This window comes from Lysinibacillus sp. BPa_S21 (genome assembly GCF_023337795.1).
In the GTDB taxonomy this organism is placed as follows: domain Bacteria; phylum Bacillota; class Bacilli; order Bacillales_A; family Planococcaceae; genus Lysinibacillus.
In genome coordinates, this window is record NZ_JALIRS010000012.1 from 56,520 (window position 1) to 79,948 (window position 23,429).

General features: G+C 37.1%; 24 protein-coding genes. 4 read left to right on the forward strand and 20 right to left on the reverse strand.

The genetic code is table 11. From position 1 onward, the window contains the following. Window positions 1–27: 27 nt before the first annotated feature. Window positions 28–624 (reverse strand): GNAT family N-acetyltransferase, encoded by a 597-nt coding sequence (locus MOK21_RS19445; protein ID WP_249075608.1) that lies wholly within the window; start codon window positions 622–624, stop codon window positions 28–30. Window positions 625–718: 94 nt separating this feature from the next. Here MOK21_RS19445 and pdxR point away from each other — a divergent pair, with 94 nt between their 5' ends. Then, on the forward strand, window positions 719–2,095 hold the full coding sequence (gene pdxR, locus MOK21_RS19450; protein WP_249075609.1) for a MocR-like pyridoxine biosynthesis transcription factor PdxR: 1,377 nt from the start codon (window positions 719–721) through the stop codon (window positions 2,093–2,095). A gap of 65 nt (window positions 2,096–2,160) precedes the next feature. Here pdxR and MOK21_RS19455 read toward each other — a convergent pair whose 3' ends face one another. The 3 genes from MOK21_RS19455 to MOK21_RS19465 form a co-directional block, all read right to left on the reverse strand. Continuing rightward, window positions 2,161–3,204 (reverse strand): hypothetical protein, encoded by a 1,044-nt coding sequence (locus MOK21_RS19455; protein ID WP_249075610.1) that lies wholly within the window; start codon window positions 3,202–3,204, stop codon window positions 2,161–2,163. A gap of 18 nt (window positions 3,205–3,222) precedes the next feature. After that, window positions 3,223–4,677, reverse strand: a complete 1,455-nt coding sequence (locus tag MOK21_RS19460) for an MBOAT family O-acyltransferase (RefSeq protein ID WP_249075611.1) — start codon at window positions 4,675–4,677, stop codon at window positions 3,223–3,225. A gap of 427 nt (window positions 4,678–5,104) precedes the next feature. After that, window positions 5,105–6,073 (reverse strand): quinone oxidoreductase family protein, encoded by a 969-nt coding sequence (locus MOK21_RS19465; protein ID WP_249075612.1) that lies wholly within the window; start codon window positions 6,071–6,073, stop codon window positions 5,105–5,107. Window positions 6,074–6,148: 75 nt separating this feature from the next. On the opposite strand from MOK21_RS19465, the gene MOK21_RS19470 reads away from it, so the two are divergent. Together MOK21_RS19470 and MOK21_RS19475 are read left to right on the forward strand one after the other, a co-directional pair. Then, the gene (locus MOK21_RS19470; protein WP_249075613.1) at window positions 6,149–7,783 is read left to right on the forward strand and encodes an ABC transporter substrate-binding protein; all 1,635 of its coding nucleotides are present in this window, start codon (window positions 6,149–6,151) and stop codon (window positions 7,781–7,783) included. Beyond that, entirely contained in the window at window positions 7,783–8,400 is a 618-nt protein-coding gene (locus MOK21_RS19475) for a hypothetical protein (RefSeq protein WP_249075614.1), read from the forward strand. Before MOK21_RS19470 ends, MOK21_RS19475 begins: the two co-directional genes overlap by 1 nt. 20 nt (window positions 8,401–8,420) lie before the next feature. Here the strand turns inward: MOK21_RS19475 and MOK21_RS19480 are convergent, their stop codons facing one another. The 7 genes from MOK21_RS19480 to MOK21_RS19510 all read right to left on the reverse strand — a co-directional run bounded on the left by MOK21_RS19480 (window position 8,421) and on the right by MOK21_RS19510 (window position 13,994). Then, complete coding sequence (locus tag MOK21_RS19480; RefSeq protein ID WP_249075615.1) at window positions 8,421–8,879, reverse strand: hypothetical protein; 459 nt, start codon at window positions 8,877–8,879, stop codon at window positions 8,421–8,423. A gap of 583 nt (window positions 8,880–9,462) precedes the next feature. Then, on the reverse strand, window positions 9,463–9,609 hold the full coding sequence (locus MOK21_RS19485) for a hypothetical protein (RefSeq protein WP_249075616.1): 147 nt from the start codon (window positions 9,607–9,609) through the stop codon (window positions 9,463–9,465). Next, on the reverse strand, window positions 9,606–9,881 hold the full coding sequence (locus MOK21_RS19490; RefSeq protein WP_249075617.1) for a hypothetical protein: 276 nt from the start codon (window positions 9,879–9,881) through the stop codon (window positions 9,606–9,608). The genes MOK21_RS19485 and MOK21_RS19490 overlap by 4 nt, the downstream gene beginning before the upstream one ends. Beyond that, the gene (locus tag MOK21_RS19495) at window positions 9,874–10,062 is read right to left on the reverse strand and encodes a hypothetical protein (RefSeq protein WP_249075618.1); all 189 of its coding nucleotides are present in this window, start codon (window positions 10,060–10,062) and stop codon (window positions 9,874–9,876) included. Before MOK21_RS19495 ends, MOK21_RS19490 begins: the two co-directional genes overlap by 8 nt. 165 nt (window positions 10,063–10,227) lie before the next feature. After that, window positions 10,228–11,412 (reverse strand): NAD(P)/FAD-dependent oxidoreductase, encoded by a 1,185-nt coding sequence (locus tag MOK21_RS19500; RefSeq protein WP_249075619.1) that lies wholly within the window; start codon window positions 11,410–11,412, stop codon window positions 10,228–10,230. Window positions 11,413–11,462: 50 nt separating this feature from the next. Next, the gene (locus MOK21_RS19505) at window positions 11,463–11,891 is read right to left on the reverse strand and encodes a helical membrane plugin domain-containing protein (RefSeq protein WP_049667242.1); all 429 of its coding nucleotides are present in this window, start codon (window positions 11,889–11,891) and stop codon (window positions 11,463–11,465) included. Between the two features lie 588 nt (window positions 11,892–12,479). Further along, a complete protein-coding gene (locus tag MOK21_RS19510) occupies window positions 12,480–13,994 on the reverse strand; it encodes a DHA2 family efflux MFS transporter permease subunit (protein ID WP_249075620.1) in 1,515 nt (504 codons plus the stop codon). Window positions 13,995–14,151: 157 nt separating this feature from the next. Between MOK21_RS19510 and MOK21_RS19515 the strand changes: the two genes are divergently transcribed. After that, window positions 14,152–15,057: a TetR/AcrR family transcriptional regulator gene (locus tag MOK21_RS19515; protein ID WP_249075621.1), complete on the forward strand. Its 906-nt coding sequence runs from the start codon at window positions 14,152–14,154 to the stop codon at window positions 15,055–15,057. A 134-nt stretch (window positions 15,058–15,191) separates the two neighbouring features. Here MOK21_RS19515 and cydS read toward each other — a convergent pair whose 3' ends face one another. From cydS to MOK21_RS19555, 9 genes are all read right to left on the reverse strand, one after another. Further along, window positions 15,192–15,290, reverse strand: a complete 99-nt coding sequence (cydS, locus tag MOK21_RS24020) for a cytochrome bd oxidase small subunit CydS family protein (protein WP_374110256.1) — start codon at window positions 15,288–15,290, stop codon at window positions 15,192–15,194. Window positions 15,291–15,301: 11 nt separating this feature from the next. Continuing rightward, window positions 15,302–16,330 carry a cytochrome d ubiquinol oxidase subunit II gene (locus MOK21_RS19520; RefSeq protein ID WP_249075622.1) on the reverse strand — a complete coding sequence of 343 codons (1,029 nt, stop codon included), beginning with the start codon at window positions 16,328–16,330 and terminating at the stop codon, window positions 15,302–15,304. Continuing rightward, entirely contained in the window at window positions 16,327–17,670 is a 1,344-nt protein-coding gene (locus MOK21_RS19525) for a cytochrome ubiquinol oxidase subunit I (RefSeq protein WP_249075623.1), read from the reverse strand. Before MOK21_RS19525 ends, MOK21_RS19520 begins: the two co-directional genes overlap by 4 nt. A gap of 129 nt (window positions 17,671–17,799) precedes the next feature. Next, the gene (locus MOK21_RS19530; protein ID WP_249075624.1) at window positions 17,800–18,576 is read right to left on the reverse strand and encodes a sulfite exporter TauE/SafE family protein; all 777 of its coding nucleotides are present in this window, start codon (window positions 18,574–18,576) and stop codon (window positions 17,800–17,802) included. Window positions 18,577–18,889: 313 nt separating this feature from the next. After that, a complete protein-coding gene (locus MOK21_RS19535) occupies window positions 18,890–19,522 on the reverse strand; it encodes a response regulator (RefSeq protein WP_249075625.1) in 633 nt (210 codons plus the stop codon). Continuing rightward, window positions 19,519–20,556, reverse strand: coding sequence for a PAS domain-containing sensor histidine kinase (locus MOK21_RS19540; RefSeq protein WP_249075626.1), 1,038 nt, complete (start codon window positions 20,554–20,556; stop codon window positions 19,519–19,521). Before MOK21_RS19540 ends, MOK21_RS19535 begins: the two co-directional genes overlap by 4 nt. A gap of 329 nt (window positions 20,557–20,885) precedes the next feature. Further along, the gene (locus MOK21_RS19545; protein ID WP_249075627.1) at window positions 20,886–21,224 is read right to left on the reverse strand and encodes a rhodanese-like domain-containing protein; all 339 of its coding nucleotides are present in this window, start codon (window positions 21,222–21,224) and stop codon (window positions 20,886–20,888) included. 209 nt (window positions 21,225–21,433) lie between these two features. After that, window positions 21,434–22,840, reverse strand: a complete 1,407-nt coding sequence (locus MOK21_RS19550) for an MBL fold metallo-hydrolase (protein ID WP_249075628.1) — start codon at window positions 22,838–22,840, stop codon at window positions 21,434–21,436. A gap of 21 nt (window positions 22,841–22,861) precedes the next feature. Further along, the gene (locus MOK21_RS19555; protein WP_249075629.1) at window positions 22,862–23,425 is read right to left on the reverse strand and encodes a helical membrane plugin domain-containing protein; all 564 of its coding nucleotides are present in this window, start codon (window positions 23,423–23,425) and stop codon (window positions 22,862–22,864) included. Between the last annotated feature and the right edge of the window lie 4 nt (window positions 23,426–23,429).

The window sequence follows — 23,429 nt, forward strand, 5'->3', positions numbered from 1 at the left end:
CCATTCTTTTTTTATATAATAATTTCTTTATCCCAATTTCTCAGCTGCGCCGACTAGCAACTGCTGCAAATGTTTTTTCACTTGTGGCCATTCTTGCAGAGTAATGCTGTACATCACAGTATGGCGTGTTGTACCATCCTTCCGCACCATATGGTTTCGTAAGACCCCCTCCTTTGTTGCTCCTAAACGTTCAATCGCCTCTTGAGACCGTAAATTTTCGTGGTCTGTTTTAATTTGCACACGTTGTAGATTAAGTACCTCAAAGCAGTATTGTAATAATAAATATTTGCAATTCGTATTTATGGCCGTGCGCCAAAAAGCAGGTGTAATCCATGTAGTACCTATTTCAAGTCGTTTATGCGTTTCTTCAATGTCCATAAACCGAGTCGACCCAATGATTTGTCCAGATTTTTTATCCACAATTACAAATGGGAACTCCGTTTTTTCATGTTTTTTTTCTAATGCTTTGTCCACAAAGTTATTCACATCGATCATCTTCTCTATTGTTGTGGGCATGTGTGACCAAATCTCTGGATATCTACCAGCCTCAAATAACCCTTGCTTATCCTCCTGCTCTAATGGCTTCAGAAATACTGCCTCATTTTCTAATGCTATAAAATTCATTTTGTGTCCCTCCTTTTTAATATTTAACGGCATTTTTGATATGATAGATAGAACCAATTCACAAAAAACTCACCGTACCAGGAGGTGCAATGTTTTGGAGTTATCGATTTCATTTACTGGAGATACACCGAAATACGTGCAAATCTACGAGGATTTAAAACAAGCAATTTTAAGTAAGAAACTACTGGCCCATGAGCAATTACCTTCTAAAAGAACCCTTGCTAAAACGCTTGATGTAAGTGTCCATACAGTTAAGGAAGCTTATGAACAATTACTAGCTGAAGGTTATATTTATAGTAAGGAACGCTCTGGCTATTTTATCGCGACTTTTGAATTGGAATGGGGACAGCAGCGAAAACAGCACCTATCCACAGCTCTACCATCAACTACATATACTACAACCTTTGATTTTAATAACGGACATGTGGATAAGGAAGCTTTTCCACTTTCGATCTGGTATAAGCTGTTGAAAAAGCACTTCAATGTGGATAATTTAACAACAAGTCCTTGGCAAGGAGAGGCTATATTGCGTACGGAAATTGCTCGCTATGTTGAACGATCAAGAGGCGTTACTTGTGAAGCATCACAGGTGTTTGTTTATAGTGGTACACAAAATCAGCTTCAAGCTCTCTGTCACTTTTTTGGCCAAAAAGCACACGTTGGCTTAGAGGAGCCTGGCTTTAAAAGAGTACGTGCAACATCGCAACAGTGTGGATTAACAACCCATGCTATTCCTGTTGATAACTTAGGGGTAACCATACCGAAAGAGTCCATCCACATGTTATACACAACACCTGCGCACCAGTTTCCGCTTGGGATGGTCATGCCTGTTGAACGGCGTGCAGAACTTCTGCAATGGGCTAATTCTGCGAAGGCATATATTATTGAGGATGACTATGATTCCGAATTTCGTTATAAGGGGCTCCCTATTCCCTCTTTAGCAAAAATGGACCAGCTTCAACGCGTTATTTATTTCGGAACCTTTTCCAAAACACTAATCCCAGCGCTGCGCATAAGCTACATGATTTTGCCCAAATCGTTAGTCGAAGAATTTATGCTTTTCAATCAAGAACAAAAATCTGTTGTTTCCAAAATCGATCAGCTTGTGTTAGCTGATTTTATTGCTCTAGGTTTATTCGATAAGCATTTAGCCAAAATGCGCACTATTTATCGTAAAAAGCAACAAGCGTTACTAGCAGCGATTGAGGCAAACTTTTCTAAGGAATTCGAAGTAATTGGTGAAAAATCTGGGTTACACATTGTTATGAAGTTACCAAAAAGGCTTTCTGAACAGGATGCCATAAGGCTTGCCCAGGAGGTAGGAATCAAAGTCTACCCATGTTCAACCTCCTATCAGCAAGCCTCAAAACATGCTATGGTCATTATAGGCTATGGTGGGCTAACCATTGAGCAAATCAATGAAGGCGTCGCGTTACTTGCAATAGTTTGGCAATCATCCACACCAAAATAATTTCAAGTTAAAAACTTAAAAAAGATGACTCCGACAGTACAAATCGGAGTCATCTTTAGAATCGTTTAATCAATATTTATATCTACTACTACATTTTTAAGGTATTCATCAAGATTCCCTCTATTTACATCCTGCATAATATTTGAGGGTTCATCCCTACTCTCTAAAGATTTTATGATTAAATCTCCAACGTTTGGATAGTAATGCAACCAATCAAAAAAGTTATTCTCATTTGTTGTTACGTCATTCACACCATGGAAGCTATATACGGTACCAAAAACATCCACCATATCGTTCATCCATCTACTATAAGCCTCGTAACGATCATCGTTATGCAAAATGGTTTGCAGCCGTTTTGCAGGCATTAACTCTGTAAAAATTACTAGTTCTGAATTTGGGAATGCATCTTTTATAGCTTGGAGCCTTTTTCGATAGTCGGTATCATACACAAAAGGCTTGGCTGTCTCCGCTTTAAATTTTTTCTTGAATTCTTGCCATTCCTGCTCCATATCATCATTGGAGTACGTCGTTTGAGCAATATTATGACGCGTGTAACTACGAGCGCCGTCGTAATGATTTGCTTTTGAAATATCATAATTAAAAAGAGCATAGTGCATCGTGCTTTCTGAAAACAGTGATTTTATTGCATAAAACGGTGCCTCAGACGTCTCAAAATAAGTTTGCGGAGGATTCAAAGCATTCGATTTTTCAGCATTCGCTGAATCAACATATAACTCCATAAAAATCCTCTTAAACGGCTTACCATTTTTCTTTTCAGCATATTGCATATAAGGCAAATATTCTTCTATATGCAGCCCGCTCAATGAATAGTTATAAACATTTTCTTTGGTAAAGGCTCTCTCATCAAGATACGTAATCCTGCTCGTTCCAATTAACAAACTATCATAGTTAAAATCATGGCTATTCATATAATTTGTTTTTAATTGTCTTTCATCAAAGCCAAGCTGATAGTCATTAAAATCATTTGCATGTGTGTAATTCCAAAGAGGGTCAATATAATAATTGAAACCCATAATTCCGAAAACAGGTAATCCTATTACGATGAAAGATGTGGCAAACAATTTTACTAACCATTTTTTCGGATCCAAGTTCATTCACACCTTTATTTAGAAATTAAAATATAAGAATATACTATTTTTTTGCATATAATAAATCGATACTAGCACTAGTGCAATCATACATTGTGTATAAATGATTGCTCCCCAATTAAATTTCATCTTATCCATTAATTGAATAGAATTTAAGGTCGTAAATGCAATAACAAGTGCGATTAACAGTCCTACAACAATCACTAATGGATCACTTAATGATAGCCCCAAAATATTAAATGCTTCCGCTTGAGCAAAACTCGTGTGTGGCTCCGTAAAGAAATTATTAATAGCTGTCATATCTGGCGTAAACATTTTGGCTATAATGGTGTTCGCTTGCTCCATACTTGTTGCACGGAAATAGACCCAAGCGATATTAACAAATTGGAAAGTCATAAACCATGAAAGTAAATACGGAAGCTTAATACCTGTTTTACTAAAAAGTCTCACTACGACAGACGCAAAGCCATGAAGAAGCCCCCATAAAATGAAATTCCAACCAGCACCATGCCAAAATCCACTGATGAAGAAAATAATTAATATATTTATATAGGTTCTAAAAGCACCTTTACGGTTACCACCTAACGGGAAATATACATATGTAGTTAAAAACCTGTTCAATGTCATATGCCATTTTTTCCAAAACTCTTGAATATTACGTGCTTTATAAGGAGAATAGAAATTGACGGGCAGTTTAATATTAAATAATAATGCTAAACCAATCGCCATATCAGAATACCCACTAAAATCATAATAAAGTTGCACTGTATACGATAATGACGTAATCCAAGCCTCTACAAAACTTAAGTTACTATAATTCGCAAAGCCTTCATTCGCCCATATACCAACCGTATCAGCAATAACAACCTTCTTAACTAAACCAATAGCAAAAATAAATATGCCTCGTGCAACATGTTCATGAATAACTTTACGATTTTCCTTCGTATCATACTGTGGAAGCATCTCATCATGCTGAACAATTGGTCCTGCAATTAATTGCGGGAAAAACAAAATGAACAGCGCATAATGACTAAATTTATAATGAGCTGTTCCATCACGATAACTATCAACAATAAAAGCAATCTGTTGAAATGTGATAAAACTAAGTCCTAATGGTAGCAATAAGTGCAACAGCGCAATATTTGTACCCAGTAAACTATTTATATTTTCAATAAAGAAATCAGTATATTTATAGTAACAAAGAATTAAAATATTGAAGGCGACCCCAATAATCATATACGTTTTTCTCCAACGATTATTAGTATTAATCACCCGACTTAAAGCAAAGTTCACAACAATTGAAATAGTGATGATGGCTAAATAAGTTAACTTAAAATAGCCATAAAAAAATAAAGAGCTCAGTACCAACCAATAAATCGCATATTGCTGGTTCCTGAAACGATTTAATAAAAAGTAAATAATAAATGTTATTGGTAAAAATAGAAAAATAAATTCAAAGGAATTAAAAAGCATTGCACCACTCCCCTAATAGCCATTCCTTTACTTAATGAAATACTATGGTTCACCATTATAATGTGTGGTTGATTTCTGTTACGATTGGCTTTTTCTGAGCCGTCCAGTCTGAACGAAAATCAACTAATTTTAACAGGTGAAGAGCTATCAAAATTAATGACCTATTTTAATTTAGCCAAATATACTATTTTAGTAAAAAGTCGAACTGTAATATATGTCAGAATCAGTCAAAGAAAGACAAAAATCCATATAATGATACCTCATTTTGGTAACTATTAAAAGGAAATCCTCGTTTATTGTCGATGAAATAATAAATTCTTTACTAATTGGGTAAGCTCTTTCGCAGAATTACAGTTACGTGGCACAACTACAAGCACTAAAGTAGAAACACCCCCTGTATAGTGATCACTAACAGGGGGTGTTCATTCTATATTTTAATTAAAATTTTCCCTTGATGCTGGCGACTTTCCATCAAATCATGCGCTTTCTGCATGTCCTCTAATGCAAAAATTTCAGCAATTGGTACTTGGAAGCTTTCATCCTTTAATAAGGTAAACATCTCCTGAGCAACTTGATGTAGCATTTCTGGCTTGGAAGCTCGAGTCGTTCCTAAGCTAAAGCCTTTCACATTGCGGCAGCTACTATGTAAATCCGATGTTTTTATATTTCCCGCCTTACCGCCACTATTTCCAAATTGCACTAGCGTTCCATACAGAGCTAAACAGTTCAAGCTTTCTTCCGTAATATTTCCAGCAATGGAGTCAAATATTATGTTTACACCATGGCCTTCCGTATATTCATTGACTTGAGCACTAAAATCATCGTATGTCAGTACATGGTGTGCGCCTAGTTCAAAGGCAATTGGCGCCTTCTTCCTATCACTAACTGTGCCAATAATATTTTTGGCACCTAGCTTTTTCGCCATCTGAATCAGCATTGTCCCTACCCCACCAGTTGCAGCATGAATCAAGACGCTATCGTTTGTACTAATTGGAGCAATTTGATGTGTTAAGAGATAGGATAAAAACAAAACTGTCGGCACAGCAGCTACCTTTTCCAAAGAGACATCATTCGGAACTTTGAAGACAAGCTGCTCTTTCGCCACCACATATTCTGCATAGGCACCATTCTTCGGGAATGCAATTACGATATCTCCAACTTTAAAAGTACTACATTCATCAAAAACCGCTTCAACTACACCAGCTACATCTAAACCGAGGATCATCGGAAAATTTGCTTTTGCCTTATTACCTGTTCTATTTTTAATATCAGCAAAATTCACACTCGTATAAGTCGTACGTATTAATACTTCCCCTGCTGAAATAGTAGGCTTTGGACATTCTACGTACTTTAAAACATCAGAAGTACCAAACTCATTAATAATCACAGCCTTCATATTTTCTCCCCCTTTGTTATAGTTAGATTATAAAATAAAACAATTTTCACAAAAAGAGACAAAAGGAGATATTAAATGTCCACCTTTCTATCAAAAAATAAAACACTATTTTATTTACTCACACTCTATTGCCAACAGAAAGGCAACAATTTTCATCATCAACAATTAGCAACTATATTAAAAATAAGTCCTAAACAACTAAATCGTTATCTTAAATTGTTTCAGCAACACAATTGGCTTATTTATAACGCCGGGAATGGACGTGGACACTTATCCAAAATCCAATGGCAAGGAGATATTGAACAAATTATTGTGGATAAGCTTAAATATCATCTCTCAACAATGACGATGTTGGATTGGGAAGAATTATTCGCATTTCCTAATTTAACGGATTCTTTAGCAGTGAAATTTAAGCATCTATATCAACAAAATATAAAAAACAATATCCTATATAATGAGCATTTGATTGTGCCAATCTACCATCCTATTCATACTTTACAACCGAATCAAGTAAACGATATTTATAGTGCCGCACTTCTATCCAATTTAACAAATCGTTTAGTTGAAGCAGATGCAAATGGTATTATCATCCCTTCTCTTGCGCACCATTGGAAAATTAATGGCGTAACATTGCGTCTTTATTTACGGAAGAATGTTGCATTCCACAATGGCGATTTACTAACAGCACGTGATGTAGCTTGGTGTTTACGCCAATTACTACACCTTCCTTTATGGCAGCCTATTCGAGAAATTACCATTGTTGATATGTGGACAATTGATTTTATTTTTTCGGAGACTTGCACATACGCACTACACTTACTAACAGATATCCAAGCAAGTATCTATAAAATTGTTGATAATGTAGTTTTCGGAACAGGTTCATTTGCTATATCAAAACATACACCCCATCAAATTGTTTTGGAGGCATATGACAATTATTTTGGCATGAAAGCATTATTACATACGGTAGAATTAAACATACTTCCAAAAGGATCTAATTCGTTTTATCAAACTAATTTCTCCAATGACATTAATCATAAAAAAATTAATATCCAAAACGGGGTTTGTGCAGTTATTTTAAATAAAAATAAAGAAGCTTGTTCAATTAAAGCGCAAAGGCAACATATTAAAAACATAATACATAAACATTTATATAAAGTTATTGAAAATGATTCTGCCTTACAAAATCATTTAAGTAGTTTTAGTAAAAATATCTCCCCGCTATGTAAAAAAGAGGTTTTAAATATCGGTGTACCTAAAGATAAAATCAATCTCGGCCAACACTTATTTTCATCTTTATCGAAATATGGCTATCACCCACAAATAGAATCCTTAAAACTATCTCAATATATTAAAGATAGCCTTCAGCCTCTTAAGTACGATGCATTTGTTTATACGAATGTCACAACTGTAAATAGTGCTTTTCAAAAATTGCATACCGCTTTCAGCCCAGTTTCTCCAATTTACAAAGTGTGCAAAGAAGATGCTTATTTTATCAATATCTTTGAAAAATTTAAATTAGCAACAATCGAAGAATGGCCGTTCCTTTTCGATTCTTTAGAGCACTATTTAATTGAAGAAGCTATTTTGATACCATTATTTACACATCTCGATGCTATACCCTTTGCCCAGGATATTTTAAAATTGGACTTCAACCACTTAGGGCACATCGATCTTTCAACAATTTGGTATGACAAGGAGGAATTATGATGAAAATAAAAGCAGTAAAAAAACAGCACAACGATATACCATACAATTACTTTGATAAAGAAAGTGATAAGGTGTGCTTTATGTTCTCTGGCAAAGGCTATACGTATGAAAAACCACTTCTTTATTATTCTACTGAGCTAATGCTGGAGCTTGGCTATGATGTAGTACAAGTATGCTATACATTTGATTCGAAGCAATTTGAACAAGAGCCAAAAGCTATTTCAGAAATGGTTTATAATGCAGCTAATCCTATTGTGGAATATATTTTAAGCACAAAACCTTATACAGAAGCTGTATACATTGGAAAATCACTCGGAACACTGCCCATCACAGATTTTTATATGCAGCAGTCTTCTTCTATTCCTTCTCGTTATGCGCTTTTGACACCCCTGTTATCACTTGATCATGTGATGGAAAATTTGCTTGGAAAGCAGGCCTTTCTAGCAATCGGTACGGCTGATCCTCACTACTCTAAAGAAAGATTAGATCAGCTTTCTTCCCACGAGCTTGCTATTGTAGAAAATGCTGACCATTCTCTTGAAATAGCTACTAATACGGTAACGTCAATCATCATTTGTCAGTCTCTATTTACAGCGCTTAAAGCTTATCTTCAATAATGTCGAAATCATTTCCGAATTTATCGGAATGTTTTTCTGACCTCAATGAGTAAAAGAGATATCGATGCTATCGCTTCGATATCGGAAGAATAAAGATATAAAAATAGTAGCGCCTCTTTTATAAGAGGTGCTACATAAATGTTTGGATAAGACATAATGTATGCTGATCTCGTATCGATAGCTCTGTTTGTCACTTTGGCGATTCTATCTTTCGTGGCTTTGTCGGGGCTATCCACGATTTTGGTGGTTCTATCCACGTTTTTGGCCTTTCTATCCGCAATTTCGGCCTTTCTATCCATCAGGCTGACTTTTTTGGTCGTTTTGGAAATTCTATCCATTACTTTGACCATTCTATCCACGTTTTTGGCCTTTCTATTCACGCTTTTGACCATTCTATCCGCAATTTCAGCCTTTCTATCCATCAGGCTGACTTTTTTCCGTCGCTTTGAATGTTCTTTCCGTCGCCCTACCTCTTTCATCCGTCACTTCGACTGTTCTATCCGTCGCTCTGATTTCTTTCCGTCGCTTCGGCTCTTCCTTCCGTCGCCCTGCCTCTTTCATCCGTCGCTCTGACTATTCTTTCCGTCGCCCTGCTTCTTTCTTCCGTCACTTCGACTGTTCTATCCGTCGCTCTGATTTCCTTCCGTCGCTTTGGCTCTTCCTTCCGTCGCCCTGCCTCTTTCATCCGTCACTTCGACTGTTCTATCCGTCGCTCTGAATCTTCTTTCCGTCGCTCTGACTTCTTTGACCATTCTATCCGCTATTTTCGCTTTTCTATCCATCAGACTGACTTTTTTTCCGTCGCTTCAGCTCTTCCTTCCGTCGCCCTGCCTCTTTCATCCGTCGCTCTACTATTCCTTCTGCCGCTCTGACTTCCTTCCATTGCTTTGGCGATTCTATCCACGACTTTGACCATTCTATCCACGTTTTTGACCATTCTATCCGCTATTTTTGCTTTTCTATCCATCAGACTGACCCTTTTTTGTCGTTTTGGCTATTCTATCCATGACTTTGGCCATTCTATCAACGTTTTTGACCATTCTATCCGCAATTTCGGCCTCTCTATCCATCAGGCTGACTTTTTTCCGTCACTTTGAATATTCTTTCCGTCGCCCTACCTCTTTCTTCCGTCACTTCGACTGTTCTATCCATCGCTCTGATTTCTTTCCGTCGCTTCGGCTCTTCCTTCCGTCGCCCTGCCTCTTTCATCCGTCGCTCTGACTATTCTTTCCGTCGCCCTGCTTCTTTCTTCCGTCACTTCGACTGTTCTTTCCGTCGCTCTGATTTCTTTCCGTCACTTCGGCTCTTCCTTCCGTCGTTCTGACTATTCTTTCCGTCGCCCTACTATTCCTTCTGCCGCTCTGACTTCCTTCCATTGCTTTGGCGATTCTATCCACGACTTTGACCATTCTATCCACGTTTTTGGCCTTTCTATCCACGTTTTTGACCATTCTATCCGCTATTTTTGCTTTTCTATCCATCAGACTGACCTTTTTTTGTCGTTTTGGCGATTCTATCCATGACTTTGACCATTCTATCCACGTTTTTGGCCTTTCTATTCACGCTTTTGACCATTCTATCCGCAATTTCAGCCTTTCTATCCATCAGGCTGACTTTTTTCCGTCGCTTTGGCTCTTCCTTCCGTCGCCCTGCTTCTTTCATCCGTCACTTCGACTGTTCTATCCGTCGCTCTGACTTCCTTCTATCGCTCTGAATTTTCTATCCTTCGTTTTAATTTCTTCCCATTACTCTGCTCTTCTTCCCGTCGCTCCATTAAAAAAAGGACATGAATACAATATTTCTATTGTTTCATGCCCTAAAAAAATATTAATACGCTAAGCCGAATAGCGCTTTAATGTGTGTAAGATAGCGAATGTTTGACGCTTCTTTCATAAGAGTTGCAGGAAGACCTTTAAGTTCTGTGTTGCTAGCACCGATCGTCGCAACAGCGTCTTTACGGCCTAAGCTTGCAAGTGTACCAGAGTTAATAGCAGAGAAAGGCTTCATCTCTTGGTTTTTGTATTGTGCGAATAAGTTGTAACCAGCGCACTCACCCATTTGCCATGCAACTTGAGCAGTTGGTGCGTATAGTGGACGTCCACCATCAGCTGGTAATGCAACAGATGCGTCACCGATTACGAATACATCATCGTGAGATGTAGATTGTAAGAACTCGTTAATTGTAGCTTTACCGCGGTCTGCCGCAAGACCAGACTCACCTACGATTGGAAGTGGAGCTACCCCACCTGTCCAAATAAGCGTATTAGCAACGATTGGTTCGCGATCTTTCAGAGAGATGACATTTCCATCAACGCCTGTTACAGGAGTACCTGTAATGAATTCAACGCCACGTTTTGTTAAGCTTTCAGTAGCACGTTGGATAAGTGCATCTGGAAGTACTGGTAAGATTTTTGGACCAGCTTCAACAAGTTTGATTTTAAGATCAGCAAAGTTAACACCGTGTTTTGCCGCGATTTTCGGGAAGTTGTCCACGATTTCACCAACAAGCTCTACACCTGTTAAACCGCCACCACCGATAACAATCGTAGCATCTGCTTCGTCTTTTGTTTGTGCATATGCTTTAATACGATCTTCGATGTGTTTGTTAATTTTGTTTGCTTCGTCCACTGATTTAAGTACCATAGAGTTTTCTTCTAATCCAGGGATACCGAAGAATCCAGTTTGGCTACCTAAAGATACAACTAAAGTATCGTAATTTAAAGTATAACCATTGTCTAGGTCCACTTTTTTAGTGTCTACATTGAATTTTGTTACTTTAGCAATTTGTAAATCAATATCTAAACCTTTAAAGATTTTTTTAAGTGGTAAAGCAACAGCACCTTCTGCAATAGTACCACCAGCTAAACGATGAAGTTCAGTGATGATTTGGTGTGTTGGGAATTGGTTTACTACAGTAATTTTAGCTTCATCAGCTGATAAATACTTACGTGCTGTTAATGCAGTTAAAACGCCAGCGTAACCAGCACCTAAGATGACGATTTCTTTTGACATGATTAATTAATCCTCCGTCCTTACGTTTTGAATATATCTCGAGTCAAGTCTTATTTAGCTTTACGTTCAGCGCTTACTTGTAAGAAAGCATTAACAAAACGGAAAACACCTTGAACTTGTGGGTCCTTTAACATTTTCATAAGACCAAATAAGCCAATTACTTCTTGGCTTTCAGAAGCGCGATCTTTCGCTTCAATTGCAGTAGCTGCAAGGTTTTTAGCCGATCCTACTACAGGGCCTGCCATTTCTGTTACAGCACCAACAGTATCATTTTTAAGCACTTCATCCGTTGCAACAGCTTGAGCAAACTCATATGATTTTGTTAATAGCGTCATCATTTCAGTTAACTTAGGTAATTGCTCAACTAAAGTTGTAAGTGATTCCTGAACCTCAGGCTTTAATAATTGATCTAGCACATCCAGTTGTTCTTGACTCACAGTTAATTGTTCAGACTGTGTTTGGTTTTTCGTTTCTGACATTTTGAACTCTCCTTTGCCATCACTATTACTATTTTAATTTTATTGCTTCCATGTAAAAAAGACCATTAAGGCACTTCTTAACAGTCGTTACAGCGCGTATATCTTACAAATCACCAGTCTCAAGAGCTGGATAGCAATTCGTATAACTTGTTATTACAATGTTAACTTTATTTTGCAAAAAGTGCATTATAATTCCATCCTTATCTTGTCTTGGTGACATTACAAACTCCATTATAAGACTGTTTACATATTATTTCAATGAGCTAAATCACAATTTCGACAATCTTTTCAAAATTCATTGATTTTGTAACTATATATCGTAGTTAAGCTTGCTTTTTTGTCCCTACTGTAAAAAAAATACAATGTTTTCGAGTTTTAAGGTACATTACACCAAAACGTTCCCGGGCACAACGTTTGTTGATGAGCCATCTCGAATCTTTAAAATGTCTTTTATTTGGTCTATTTAAACTTCCCCGCAATCGTTCGTGTAATACTACATTTTTTAGTTATGCCCAAACCACCTCATTGCTTTTATTTAAAAAAACCTGTTAGAAGGAAAAATTCCACTAACAGGTCTAAACATCAAATTTATTTAGTTGGTTTTTTTAAATCCATAGAAGCTGCTGCGCTTTCAACTTTAACGCGTTTTAAGAAGAACGCAAGCACTAGTGCAAGAACTGTAATACAAGCTGCTATGAAGAATGAATGTGTAATACCTTCTAATAAAGCATTTTGCGTAATCTGATCCTGCATTTGTTGCATTTGTTCTGGCGTTGGGGCAACACCTGATTGCGCTGCATTAGCTTTTGCGTCTGCAATTAATTCTTCCGCTTTTGCTTTTGTACGGTTATTCATAAGCGTTACCATTACAGCACTACCAATCGCCCCAGCCACTTGCTGTAAAGTATTATTAATGGCAGTACCATGTGGGTTCATCATTTGTGGTAATTGATTTAAACCATTTGTCATAATTGGCATCATAACCATTGACATACCGAACATACGAATTGTGTACATAGACACGATAAATGTATAGCTTGAATCTAACTCTAACTTTGTTAAACCGAATGTTGCAATTGTTGTAATCGCTAAACCAATTATCGCTAATACACGAGGTCCAAATTTATCAAAAAGTTTCCCTGTAATCGGCGACATAATCCCCATTACAAGTGCCCCTGGAAGCATCATTAAGCCCGCTTTAAATGGATCAATTCCACGAATCGATTGTACATAAGCAGGTGTTAAAATCATCCCAGAGAACATAGCCATTGATACGATAACCGAGATAGCAGATCCAAGTGCAAACATTGGATATTTATAAATACGTAATTCAAGTAAAGGTTGATCCATACGTAGTTGTTTAAATATGAAGATAATTAAAGCAAGAAGGCCAACTGAAATTGTGCCGTATACCCAAGGACTTGACCAGCCCTTATCCCCTGCAGTACTGAAACCATATAGAATACCACCGAACGCTATTGTTGATAATAGGACTGAAGGGAAATCCAAATGAACTTCACGTGTTTCCATCACGTTTTCTAATTTCCAAATACCAAATAATAAACTAATTACAGCAAATGGAATAATCATTTGGAATAGCATACGCCAATCATGGTGCTCAACAATATATCCAGATAATGTAGGACCTATCGCTGGCGCGGAAATCATAACTAAACCGAAAATCCCCATTGCTGCACCGCGTTTTTCTTTTGGGAAACTAATCAGCATTACATTCATTAAAAGTGGTGACATACTTGCAGCACCTGCTGCTTGCACCATACGACCTGCTAAAAGTGTACCGAAGTTAGGTGCAAATCCAGCCATAATCGTACCGATTGTAAAGACTGACATCGCTACAATAAATAAATGTCTATTTTTAAAGCGTGTTACGAAGAATGCTGAAGCAGGTACTAAAATACCACTTACAAGCATATAACCTGTTGCAAGCCATTGTACTGTTGAATACGTTATATCAAAATCTTTCATGATTGTTGGTAATGCAACATTTAACAATGTGTTATTAAGAAAAGCAACAAAAGCACCCACAAATAAAATTGAAATCATTCCATAGGGGGGCTTTTTCAGTGTTTGACCACTATTCATTTATATCCCTCAATTCTTTCTTGTTTTTTTCGATAAAACTTATTTTATACTCGCAGTCTACTTTTTTCAAGAATTAAGTCTATAAATTTTTAAAACATTGATATATAGGCGTTTTAGATATAGAATAAGAGTATAATATTTTAAAAAAGGTGAGGTTATGAACAAAAGAAAAAGACAAATCATTACTGCTGCCCGTGCTCTTTTTATTGAAAAAGGATTCGTAGATGCATCGATTAACGACATCATTAGTGCAGCTAAAATTTCAAAGGGTACATTTTATAATCATTTTTCTTCTAAAAATGAATGCTTAATCGCCATATTAGATGAAGGGCGCGAGGAGGCCAGTAATCGCCGCCACGAACTTCTTTATGGCAAAGACCCTACTGATTTGGAAGTATTAACTCAACAAGTTGCAGTACTCATGTATGTCAATCGAGAACATAATTTAATTCAAATTTTTGAATCGGTTTTCCATTCTCGTGATAATGAACTGAAAAAAATTATTTTAAACTATCATTTACAAGAACTGGAGTGGCTTGCTAATCGACTTGTACAAGTTTTCGGAGAAGAAGTTAGTCCAATTAGCTACGAATGTGCTGTGCAGACACTTGGTATGATTAACCTATCAATACGTGCTGTCTTAATTGCTGATTATAAATATATAAATCGCGAAGCCATTGTACGTGTAGCATTACGCAATATTAGCGTAATTATACCCGTTATGCTTGAATCAAAAGAAATCCTCATTAGTACGGAAATGATCAACACGATACAAAACGTCGCGAACTATAAAACTGTAGACAAGGCGACGGTCATCGAGCAATTAACAGGCTTTAAAAAAGGATTGCCTAAGAATGAAACAGCGGAAGGCTTAGAATATGTAGAATTCTTATTAGAGGAACTACAGCGCGAAAAGCCAAAGCTCTTTATCATCGAATCACTTCTTACACCTTTCCGTAAAGCATTCGTTGGAACCGAACACGCAGAAGAGGCACGTGATATCGCTAATAGCTTGTGGCGCTATGTAAAAATCGAGCGACCATCAGAGCGCTGCATGAAGTAAAATAACAGATAAACAAAAGGGGCTATATAGAAAGTCAATCACTCAGACTTTCCATATAGCTCCTTTTTTGAACTTCTATCCTATTTAATTAATTTATACGATAAAACAGACTCCTTAGGATTAGCGTCTGTAATCTATTTAATTTGACGATCTTTCGGTCCTATCCAAAAGCCAATCATAATGCTAATAGCTACTACGAGAAAAGGTGCATACAAAATAATAAATTGATTCATTATAGTTCCCCCTATACATGGTGATCGTGTTTACCGCAAGCATAATCACGATCAAACACAAACCATTTCATTACTAAATATAGTGAAGGTATGAGTAGAACTAATCCTCCAACAAACGCTATCACTAATGCAATTGCCATTGTTTCATTTGTAAAGCTATCATAGACTGAGATATACGGATACAGTAAATACGGATAATGCGAAATACCATAGCCGAAAAATGCAAATCCAAATTGGGCAACCATTAAAAAGACAGCTATGCCATAGTTTTTCTTTTTAAATAGAAGAACTAGCGTTATAAGAAATAGCACACCTGAAATGGCGAAAAGCCACCACAGATCTAACATATTTTCGTAATGCTCGGGCACATGTCCCTTTAACTCCACCATAATCCCTATTACACTTATTATGAGCGGCAAAGACCAACCGAGTGCATACTTTCTCATTAAATTAGAAGCATGTTCATCTTGTGCTCTTTTTCCATACCATGTTAGGAAAACAGCTGAAATATATAAAACTGCCACTATACTTAATAGCACAATAGACCACGTTAACGGATTGGTGAAAAGTTTTGCAAATTGTAAATGCGGTTCGTCATTTACAATTTTTACGAACCCTCCCTCAGATATCGTCAATACAATAGAAAGGGATGCAGGTATAAATAAACCAGTAATTCCGTACATCATTGTATATCCGATATGACCGCCTTTTCCACTGTAGGATTCAAATGCATAATAACTCCCTCTAATTGCAATTAATATTAATGAGATACTGACTGGCACTAGCAAAATTGTGCCATAATAATATGCCGTTTGAGGAAAGAAACCTACCGTTCCAACAAAGAAAAATACAAGGAAGACATTCGTAATTTCCCACACCGGAGATAAATAGCGCTTAATCACATTTGCTAATATATGATCTTTACTTATTAAGACACTATAAGCATTAAAGAAGCCCGCTCCAAAGTCTATGGACGCAACAATGACATAGCCGAATAGAAATAACCACAATACCGAAATTCCTAATATTTCTAAGCTCATTGCCCTGCACATCCTTCCACTTGTTTATGTTCTTCAATCTCACGTTCAATCGGATTGTTACGGAACATACGAATAAGCACTACGATACTCCCTATTGCTAAAATAATGTACAGCCCTGCAAATAGTATTAGCATAGTATCGACTTGACCACTTGTTGTAGCACCTTCCGCCGTTTTCATATAACCACGAAGAATCCAAGGTTGACGCCCTACTTCCGCAAACCACCATCCTGCCTCAACAGCAATAAGCGATAGCGGTCCACCTGCCAATACTATTCTCTTAAAACTTTTTGAAGAAATAAACTTCCACCCTCGCAACTTACCTAGCACATAAATAGCTGCAACGACAATTAGGAAAGTTCCGATAACTACCATGATGTCAAACAAATAATGGATATAAAGTGGCGGCTGTTCGTCCTCAGGAAATTGATCTAAACCTTTTACTTCTGCGAAAGGATTATTATGCGCCAATACGCTCAATGCGTACGGTACTTTGATAGCATATTTTACTTCTTCCCCATCTAATACTCCAAATAACACAAGCGAAGCATCCTCTTTTGTTTCAAAATGCCATTCAGCAGCAGCTAATTTCTCAGGTTGATATTCCGCTAAATACTTCCCAGAAAAATCACCTACAATGAGTGCTGCTAGCGAAAATACTAGTCCAAGTTTCAGTAAAAGATGTAATGCTTTTTTATGATACACATGCTTCGACCCTCGCAGCATACGATAAGCTGCAATAGAAGCTAATAAAAATGCTGCCGTCATATAAGATGTTACTAATACATGCGCTACCTTCGTTGGCATTGCAGGATTTAGCATCGCTAATACAGGTTGGATATTTACAAGCTCTCCATCTACAAGGTCAAAGCCCTGCGGTGCATTCATAAAGGCATTCACAATCGTAATAAAAACAGCCGACATAGAAGCACCAATCGCTACTGGGACCAATAATAATAGATGTCGCTTCGGATTTTTAAATCGATCCCATGTATATAAATAAAGCCCTAAGAAAATTGCTTCAACAAAGAACGCAAATGTTTCCATAAACAATGGTAATGCGATCACCTGACCAGCCAACTCCATAAAGTTTGGCCATAGTAGTGATAGCTGCAATCCAATGGCAGTACCAGTGACAACCCCGATTGCCACAGTAATCACAAACCCTCTTGCCCATCTTCTTGCGAGTAATAAATAGTGTTCGTCATTATTTTTTAATCCCACCCATTGAGCAATCATAATCATTAAAGGTATACCGACGCCAATTGTTGCGTAAACGATATGGAATGATAATGTTAACTCCGTTAAGGCCCGACTCCACATTACAGCTGAATCATTCATTTTATTTCATCTCCTAGGTACCAAAAATTCTTCCAATGATTGAAAGAAACATTATCCCCGCTACTAAAAAACTTATAATTATTAGCTTTCTTTCATGTGATTTATAGGCAACCACTTTTTGTTTTTTCATCATAATAAATCAACCCAAATTTTAATCGCCGTCGCTAAGATGAGTACGGCTAATATACTTTGCAAAATTTTCGTATTCATTTTTTTACCTACTTTTGCCCCTAGAGGCGCCGCCAGTAAACTTGCCACTATCATAATACCTGCGGAATAGTATTCGACTTGCCCTGTCATTAACTTACCGATTGTTCCGCCGATTGAAGAGATAAACGTAATGGCCAAACTAGTAGCAATCGTCATGCGCGTTGGGATCCCAAGTACTACAAGCATAATCGGAACAAGCAAGAAACCACCTGCAGCACCAACGATCCCTGAGCCAATCCCAACAATAAATGCTAAAATAGCGGCTAACGGCTTGTTGAAAGTTACTTCATTCATCGGCTTATCATCAATTTGTTTCTTAGGAATAAACATCATCACAGCTGCAATCAAGGCTAAAATCCCGTATACGACATTCACACCACTTTCAGACAAAAACTGTGATCCGTAGCTCCCAACAAAGCTACCAGCTAAAATGGCTCCCCCCATATAAAGAATGAGGGGCTTATTAAGATATCCACCTTTTCGATACGCCCAAACCCCTGCAATCGAAGCAAAAAACACTTGTACCGCACTAATACCTGAAACTTCATGTGCGGAAAATGCCGCTAAGCCAAAGAGTGGTGGTATATATAGCAGCATTGGGTATTTAATGATTGAACCGCCTATCCCCAACATACCGGACACAAAGGATCCAACGAATCCAATCAGGAAAATCACAATTATAAATGTTATATCCACTGTGCTTGCATCTCCTTTTATTTATGTGCTTTCAGTATAGTCCTGCTGCAATTTCAGACATATAGGGGTTTTCCACTATTAGCTTACTCACTGTGACAATATTAAAAATTATTCCTAAAAAACAAAAAAAGATCACTCATATTTCAAGTGATCTTAGCTTGTTGGCAAAGGAATAATTTTAAAAATGTGTATCCTTCAATTTCACCTTGGCTTAATTGTAGCTGTCGCTTTTCTTGCATACAAAGCGCCTAGCCGGAATGTTAATGTTGCAGAAGAGACATATTTCAATTACATACTGCACAGTAACAAGTTGTTACATATAGTTATTTGTTAGCCCATACTGAATAAGCTCAGCTTTATTACTTAAATTGAGCTTTTGCATAATATTTGATTTATGATTTTCAACCGTTTTACTACTAATATATAGCTGCCCAGCAATTTGGATATTCGTATACCCTAGAACTGTTAACCTCATTATCTCCTGCTCACGCACAGTTAAAATGCATTGATCTTCATGCCCCTTATGTTCAAATAATTTATCCAGCTGTTCTTGAGGAATACCTACGTTGTAATATATGCGACCACTATATACAGCATGGATAGCCTCGTATAGAATTCCACCTTGACTATTTTTTAAAATATAGCCATTGGCTTCAACAGCAATCGCTTTTTGAATATAAGCAACTTCATTGTGCATTGTTAACATAATAATTTTCACGTTAGGCATTTGCTTATGAATTTCTTGAGTAGCCGTAAATCCATCTAACCCATTCGGAATGGATACGTCCATTAAAATGACATCTGGGTTTAATGAAGTTGCCTGAATGATGGCCTCTGCTCCATCACCCGCTTCACCTACAACCTCTATATCTATATAATTTTCCAATAAAAGAACAATCCCTTTACGGATTAGCACATGATCATCTACTACTAAAACACGAATCATCTAAAGTCATCCTTCCAATTAGGTACTTGAATGCTAATTTGAGTACCTTTATTGTGAGCCGAATTAATATTAAAAGATCCACCTAACAGTGTAATTCGCTCCTCCATATGCTTTAAACCGAGTCCTTCTTTTTTCACGTACTGCAGATCAAACCCTACGCCATTATCTTCTATATAGAGTGATAAATTCGAAGCTTTCTTTTCGAGTCGTATGACGACCTTAGAGGCCTTCGCATATTTAATAATATTGTGTAAAGCCTCCTGCACGACGCGATAAATATTGATTTCTACAGAAGGATGACACCGTTCTTCAAAATCTGTTTCTAACATTATCGCAATATTAGGATGTACCTTTTGCACTGAATCGACAAGGGTGTCTAATGTAGGCGAAATCCCTAACTGATCTATGCTATGGGGGCGAAGCTGATAGGAATACAATTTAATATCACTCATTACTTGCTCTAGCTCATTGCGTACTTCTTCAATATAAGTATTTAGCTTTTCATTGTCTTTGACATAAGATTCAATCGCTTGTAGAGCAACAGATATTGTATATAATGATTGACCTACGCCATCATGTAATTCCTGCGCAAGCCTTTTATGTTCTTCCTCCTTGGCCTCAATTAGCTTTTTAATAATAAGCTTCGAAATCCGAGCCTCTTCTTCCTTTAGTTGAAGAGTTTGATCGCGCAAAACAAGAAGAAACTCTTGCTCGTTTGTTTTACCGTCTGTATACATCAGTGCCGTACTCATTTCAACATCTATCTTACTGCCATGATACGTCGGCATTTTCGATAAAAAGTAGGGAACCTCATTATGCTCTATTAAATAACATGTATGTTCTTTTGGAGACTTTTGACGGTTTTCACAAAATGAACAAAAGGGCACTCGCTCTCCTAATTTCCATCCCGTTAACCGCTTCGCCGAGGGATTCATCATTAAAATTTCACGGTTGTGATTCATTATGATAATGCCATCTTGAATATATTGAAATATTTGCTGTAAATATTTATTTTTCAGCTGTTCTTTCTCCAATTTAAACACACTCCTAGATCAATTATGCCTCGGCATAATTGCGTCCGGAATCGGCTTTGTGCTTGCACAAAGAACTCCTCTCCGATTCCGCGACATCCGCCGGAGGCTTTAGGCCAACACGATGTTGGTCACTCAGTCGTTGCCACAGGACGTGGCGTTTTTAGACTGAGTTCCTTTATTTCAGCGGATGTTTGGACACTTGCTGAAAAGTGACTTAAAACTGCATTCAACTCACCACCTATAGAAGTGGGAAACTTCAGCTGAAAGAAGTTAAAAAAGACATAAAGCCTCCCTTTAAGTTTACTTGTTACCAATCAGCATACTTGACCCTATACTTTTTCTTCTATCAAGCTATAACTCCTCACTTCATGCCCTGCTTTCCGAATGATACGAACACTCATATTTTTTTCTAGCTGTGTTGATGCAATAATATGAAGGGGTTTTTTTGGTAGTTCATGTATATGACGTACTAAATAAGCTATTGGTAAATTTAATGCATTTGGTGTAGGTGATTTATAAGAGTCATTATAATCACGTACATCCACTATCGCCATTCCCGCATTCAACTCTTGTAGTAAACACTTCTGTATTTGACGTACCGGGATACGTCGTTTATAAATAATTCTACCAACAATAAGAAGGAATATACTCAAACTTACAATAATCATTTTTTAACCCCTTTTACCGAGAAAAAAGGTTGTCTAAATCCGTTTTGCTTTCTACTGACGACCATGTATAAGTGTCATAACACCTTATTAAAACCTTTAATTAAAAATAAGAATTTCCTCCTAAGATGCCTCTATAAAGCACTAAACGAAGAAAAAATAGCAGACTAGGCTTACTAGTATGCTATTTTTCTTTTAGAAAACAACCTCATTTATTTAGTCACTGCCTCTTGTTGCCAAGCCATATAGCCACCCGTTAAATTTACAACGTCGTGAATGCCATTTGCTTTTAGTACACTTACAGCAATTGCAGAACGAGCACCGCCTTGACATTGAACAATAATTTTTTTAGTTATTTGCAATTCATCTAAACGTTTAGCTAGTGTACCAACCATAATATGTTGAGCATTTTCAATATGCCCTGCATCAAATTCTGTTTGATTGCGCACATCAAGCACATGAACTTGTTCACTTTCAATTAATGATTTCGCTTCTAAAGGAGTTATATTTTCATAACTTTCTAGAGAATTAGCCTCTTCCAATATTTTTGTCACGTCTCCATAGCCAACAACATTGTCTATACCGATAGAACGTAATGCTATTAAAATATCATCTAGTTGAGAAGGATTAATCAATAAATATAATGGTTTTGTATAATCTACTAGCCAACCAGCCCAATTGGTTAATGAATTATTGTAAGGGATGTTTAGTGTACCTGCGATAAATTCTTGTGAGAAATCTTCAGCCGGTCTAGTATCAATCACTTGCGTTCCATCTGCAAGAAGTTGAGTAATCTCTTCATAGTTGGACACTGCCTTTACTGGTGGTAAATTCTTAAGAAGTTCTATCCCTACTTTATTAACACGCTTCATAACAGCGAAATAATAAGGAGGCTCCGGTTGACCATCTAGTAACGCGTCAATAAATTTTTGTTCATCATCAAATTGCATAGCCCAGTTGAATTGCTTCTCATACCCCACCGTCGAAGATGGCACAGCTCCTAATGCTTTACCACAAGCACTTCCTGCTCCATGAGCTGGCCATATTTGCATGTAATCTGGTAAAGCCTTAAAACGTTCTAATGATTTAAACATCGCTTTTGCACCAGATAGTGATGTACCCTGAATACCAGCAGCCTTTTCTAACAAATCAGGGCGTCCGATATCACCTACAAAAACAAAGTCACCTGTAAAAATCCCCATTGGTTTATTTGCTACGCCGCCACGATCTGTTAATAAGAAAGAAATACTTTCTGGTGTATGTCCTGGTGTATGCATAACTTTAAAAATAAGATTACCTATAGTAAATTCATCACCATCTTTTAATAATTGATGAGGAATTCCTTCAAGGTTTTGATACTTCCAATCAGCATCCCCTTCGTCAGAAATATACATCGTTGTTCCAACACGGTCTGCTAACTCACGAGACCCAGCTACAAAATCGGCATGGATATGCGTTTCTAACGCACCAACAATTTGCATCTTTTCTTTTTCTGCTAATGCAAGATAGGGCTCAATATTACGCATCGGGTCAATAATGACCATTTCACCTTTCGCCTGACATCCCACAACATAAGAAGCGTGTGCTAATTTTTCATCGTAAAAATATCGTAATAACATGTGTAAAACTCCCCTTTATAATTAGTTTTTTTCTTTTAAAATATCTAATGCAGATTGGACATAATTAAGTGATTTTTGAACAGAAGGATCTTTCATCCATTTAACAATTGAAAAAACATTAATATGCTGAGGCTTTTCTTCTGCTCTTTGCTGTACCATTTTCAAGAAATCCAAACCTGTCTTTCCTTTTTCAACATATGGATCGACATAGCCCTTTAAATTATTCATTGTATAGTCTGTTGTTTGCTTATCCTGAAGTACTACTGTGACAAAATCAATAATGTTTTCTAACTGATGAATGATTTGAACAAGCTTTGGCAATTTCTCCATTAGCTGTACAATAGCCGTTATCGTTTCTGAGCCTACGTTATACGTAGAGACAAATTGCTCGTATCGATTTATTATCTTTTCATCCGTTAGCACCGTTTTTCCAAAATCCACTACATTTTCTGCTGATTCTATCGTTTGCTCTACATTCGGTAATTTTTCTAACAATCGCTGTAAAGAGTGTCGAACATCTGGTTTTTCAAGCGTTTCGAGTATTTGAAATAATTCCTCGCTCATGCTTATCGTTGCATTAGCCACGCCT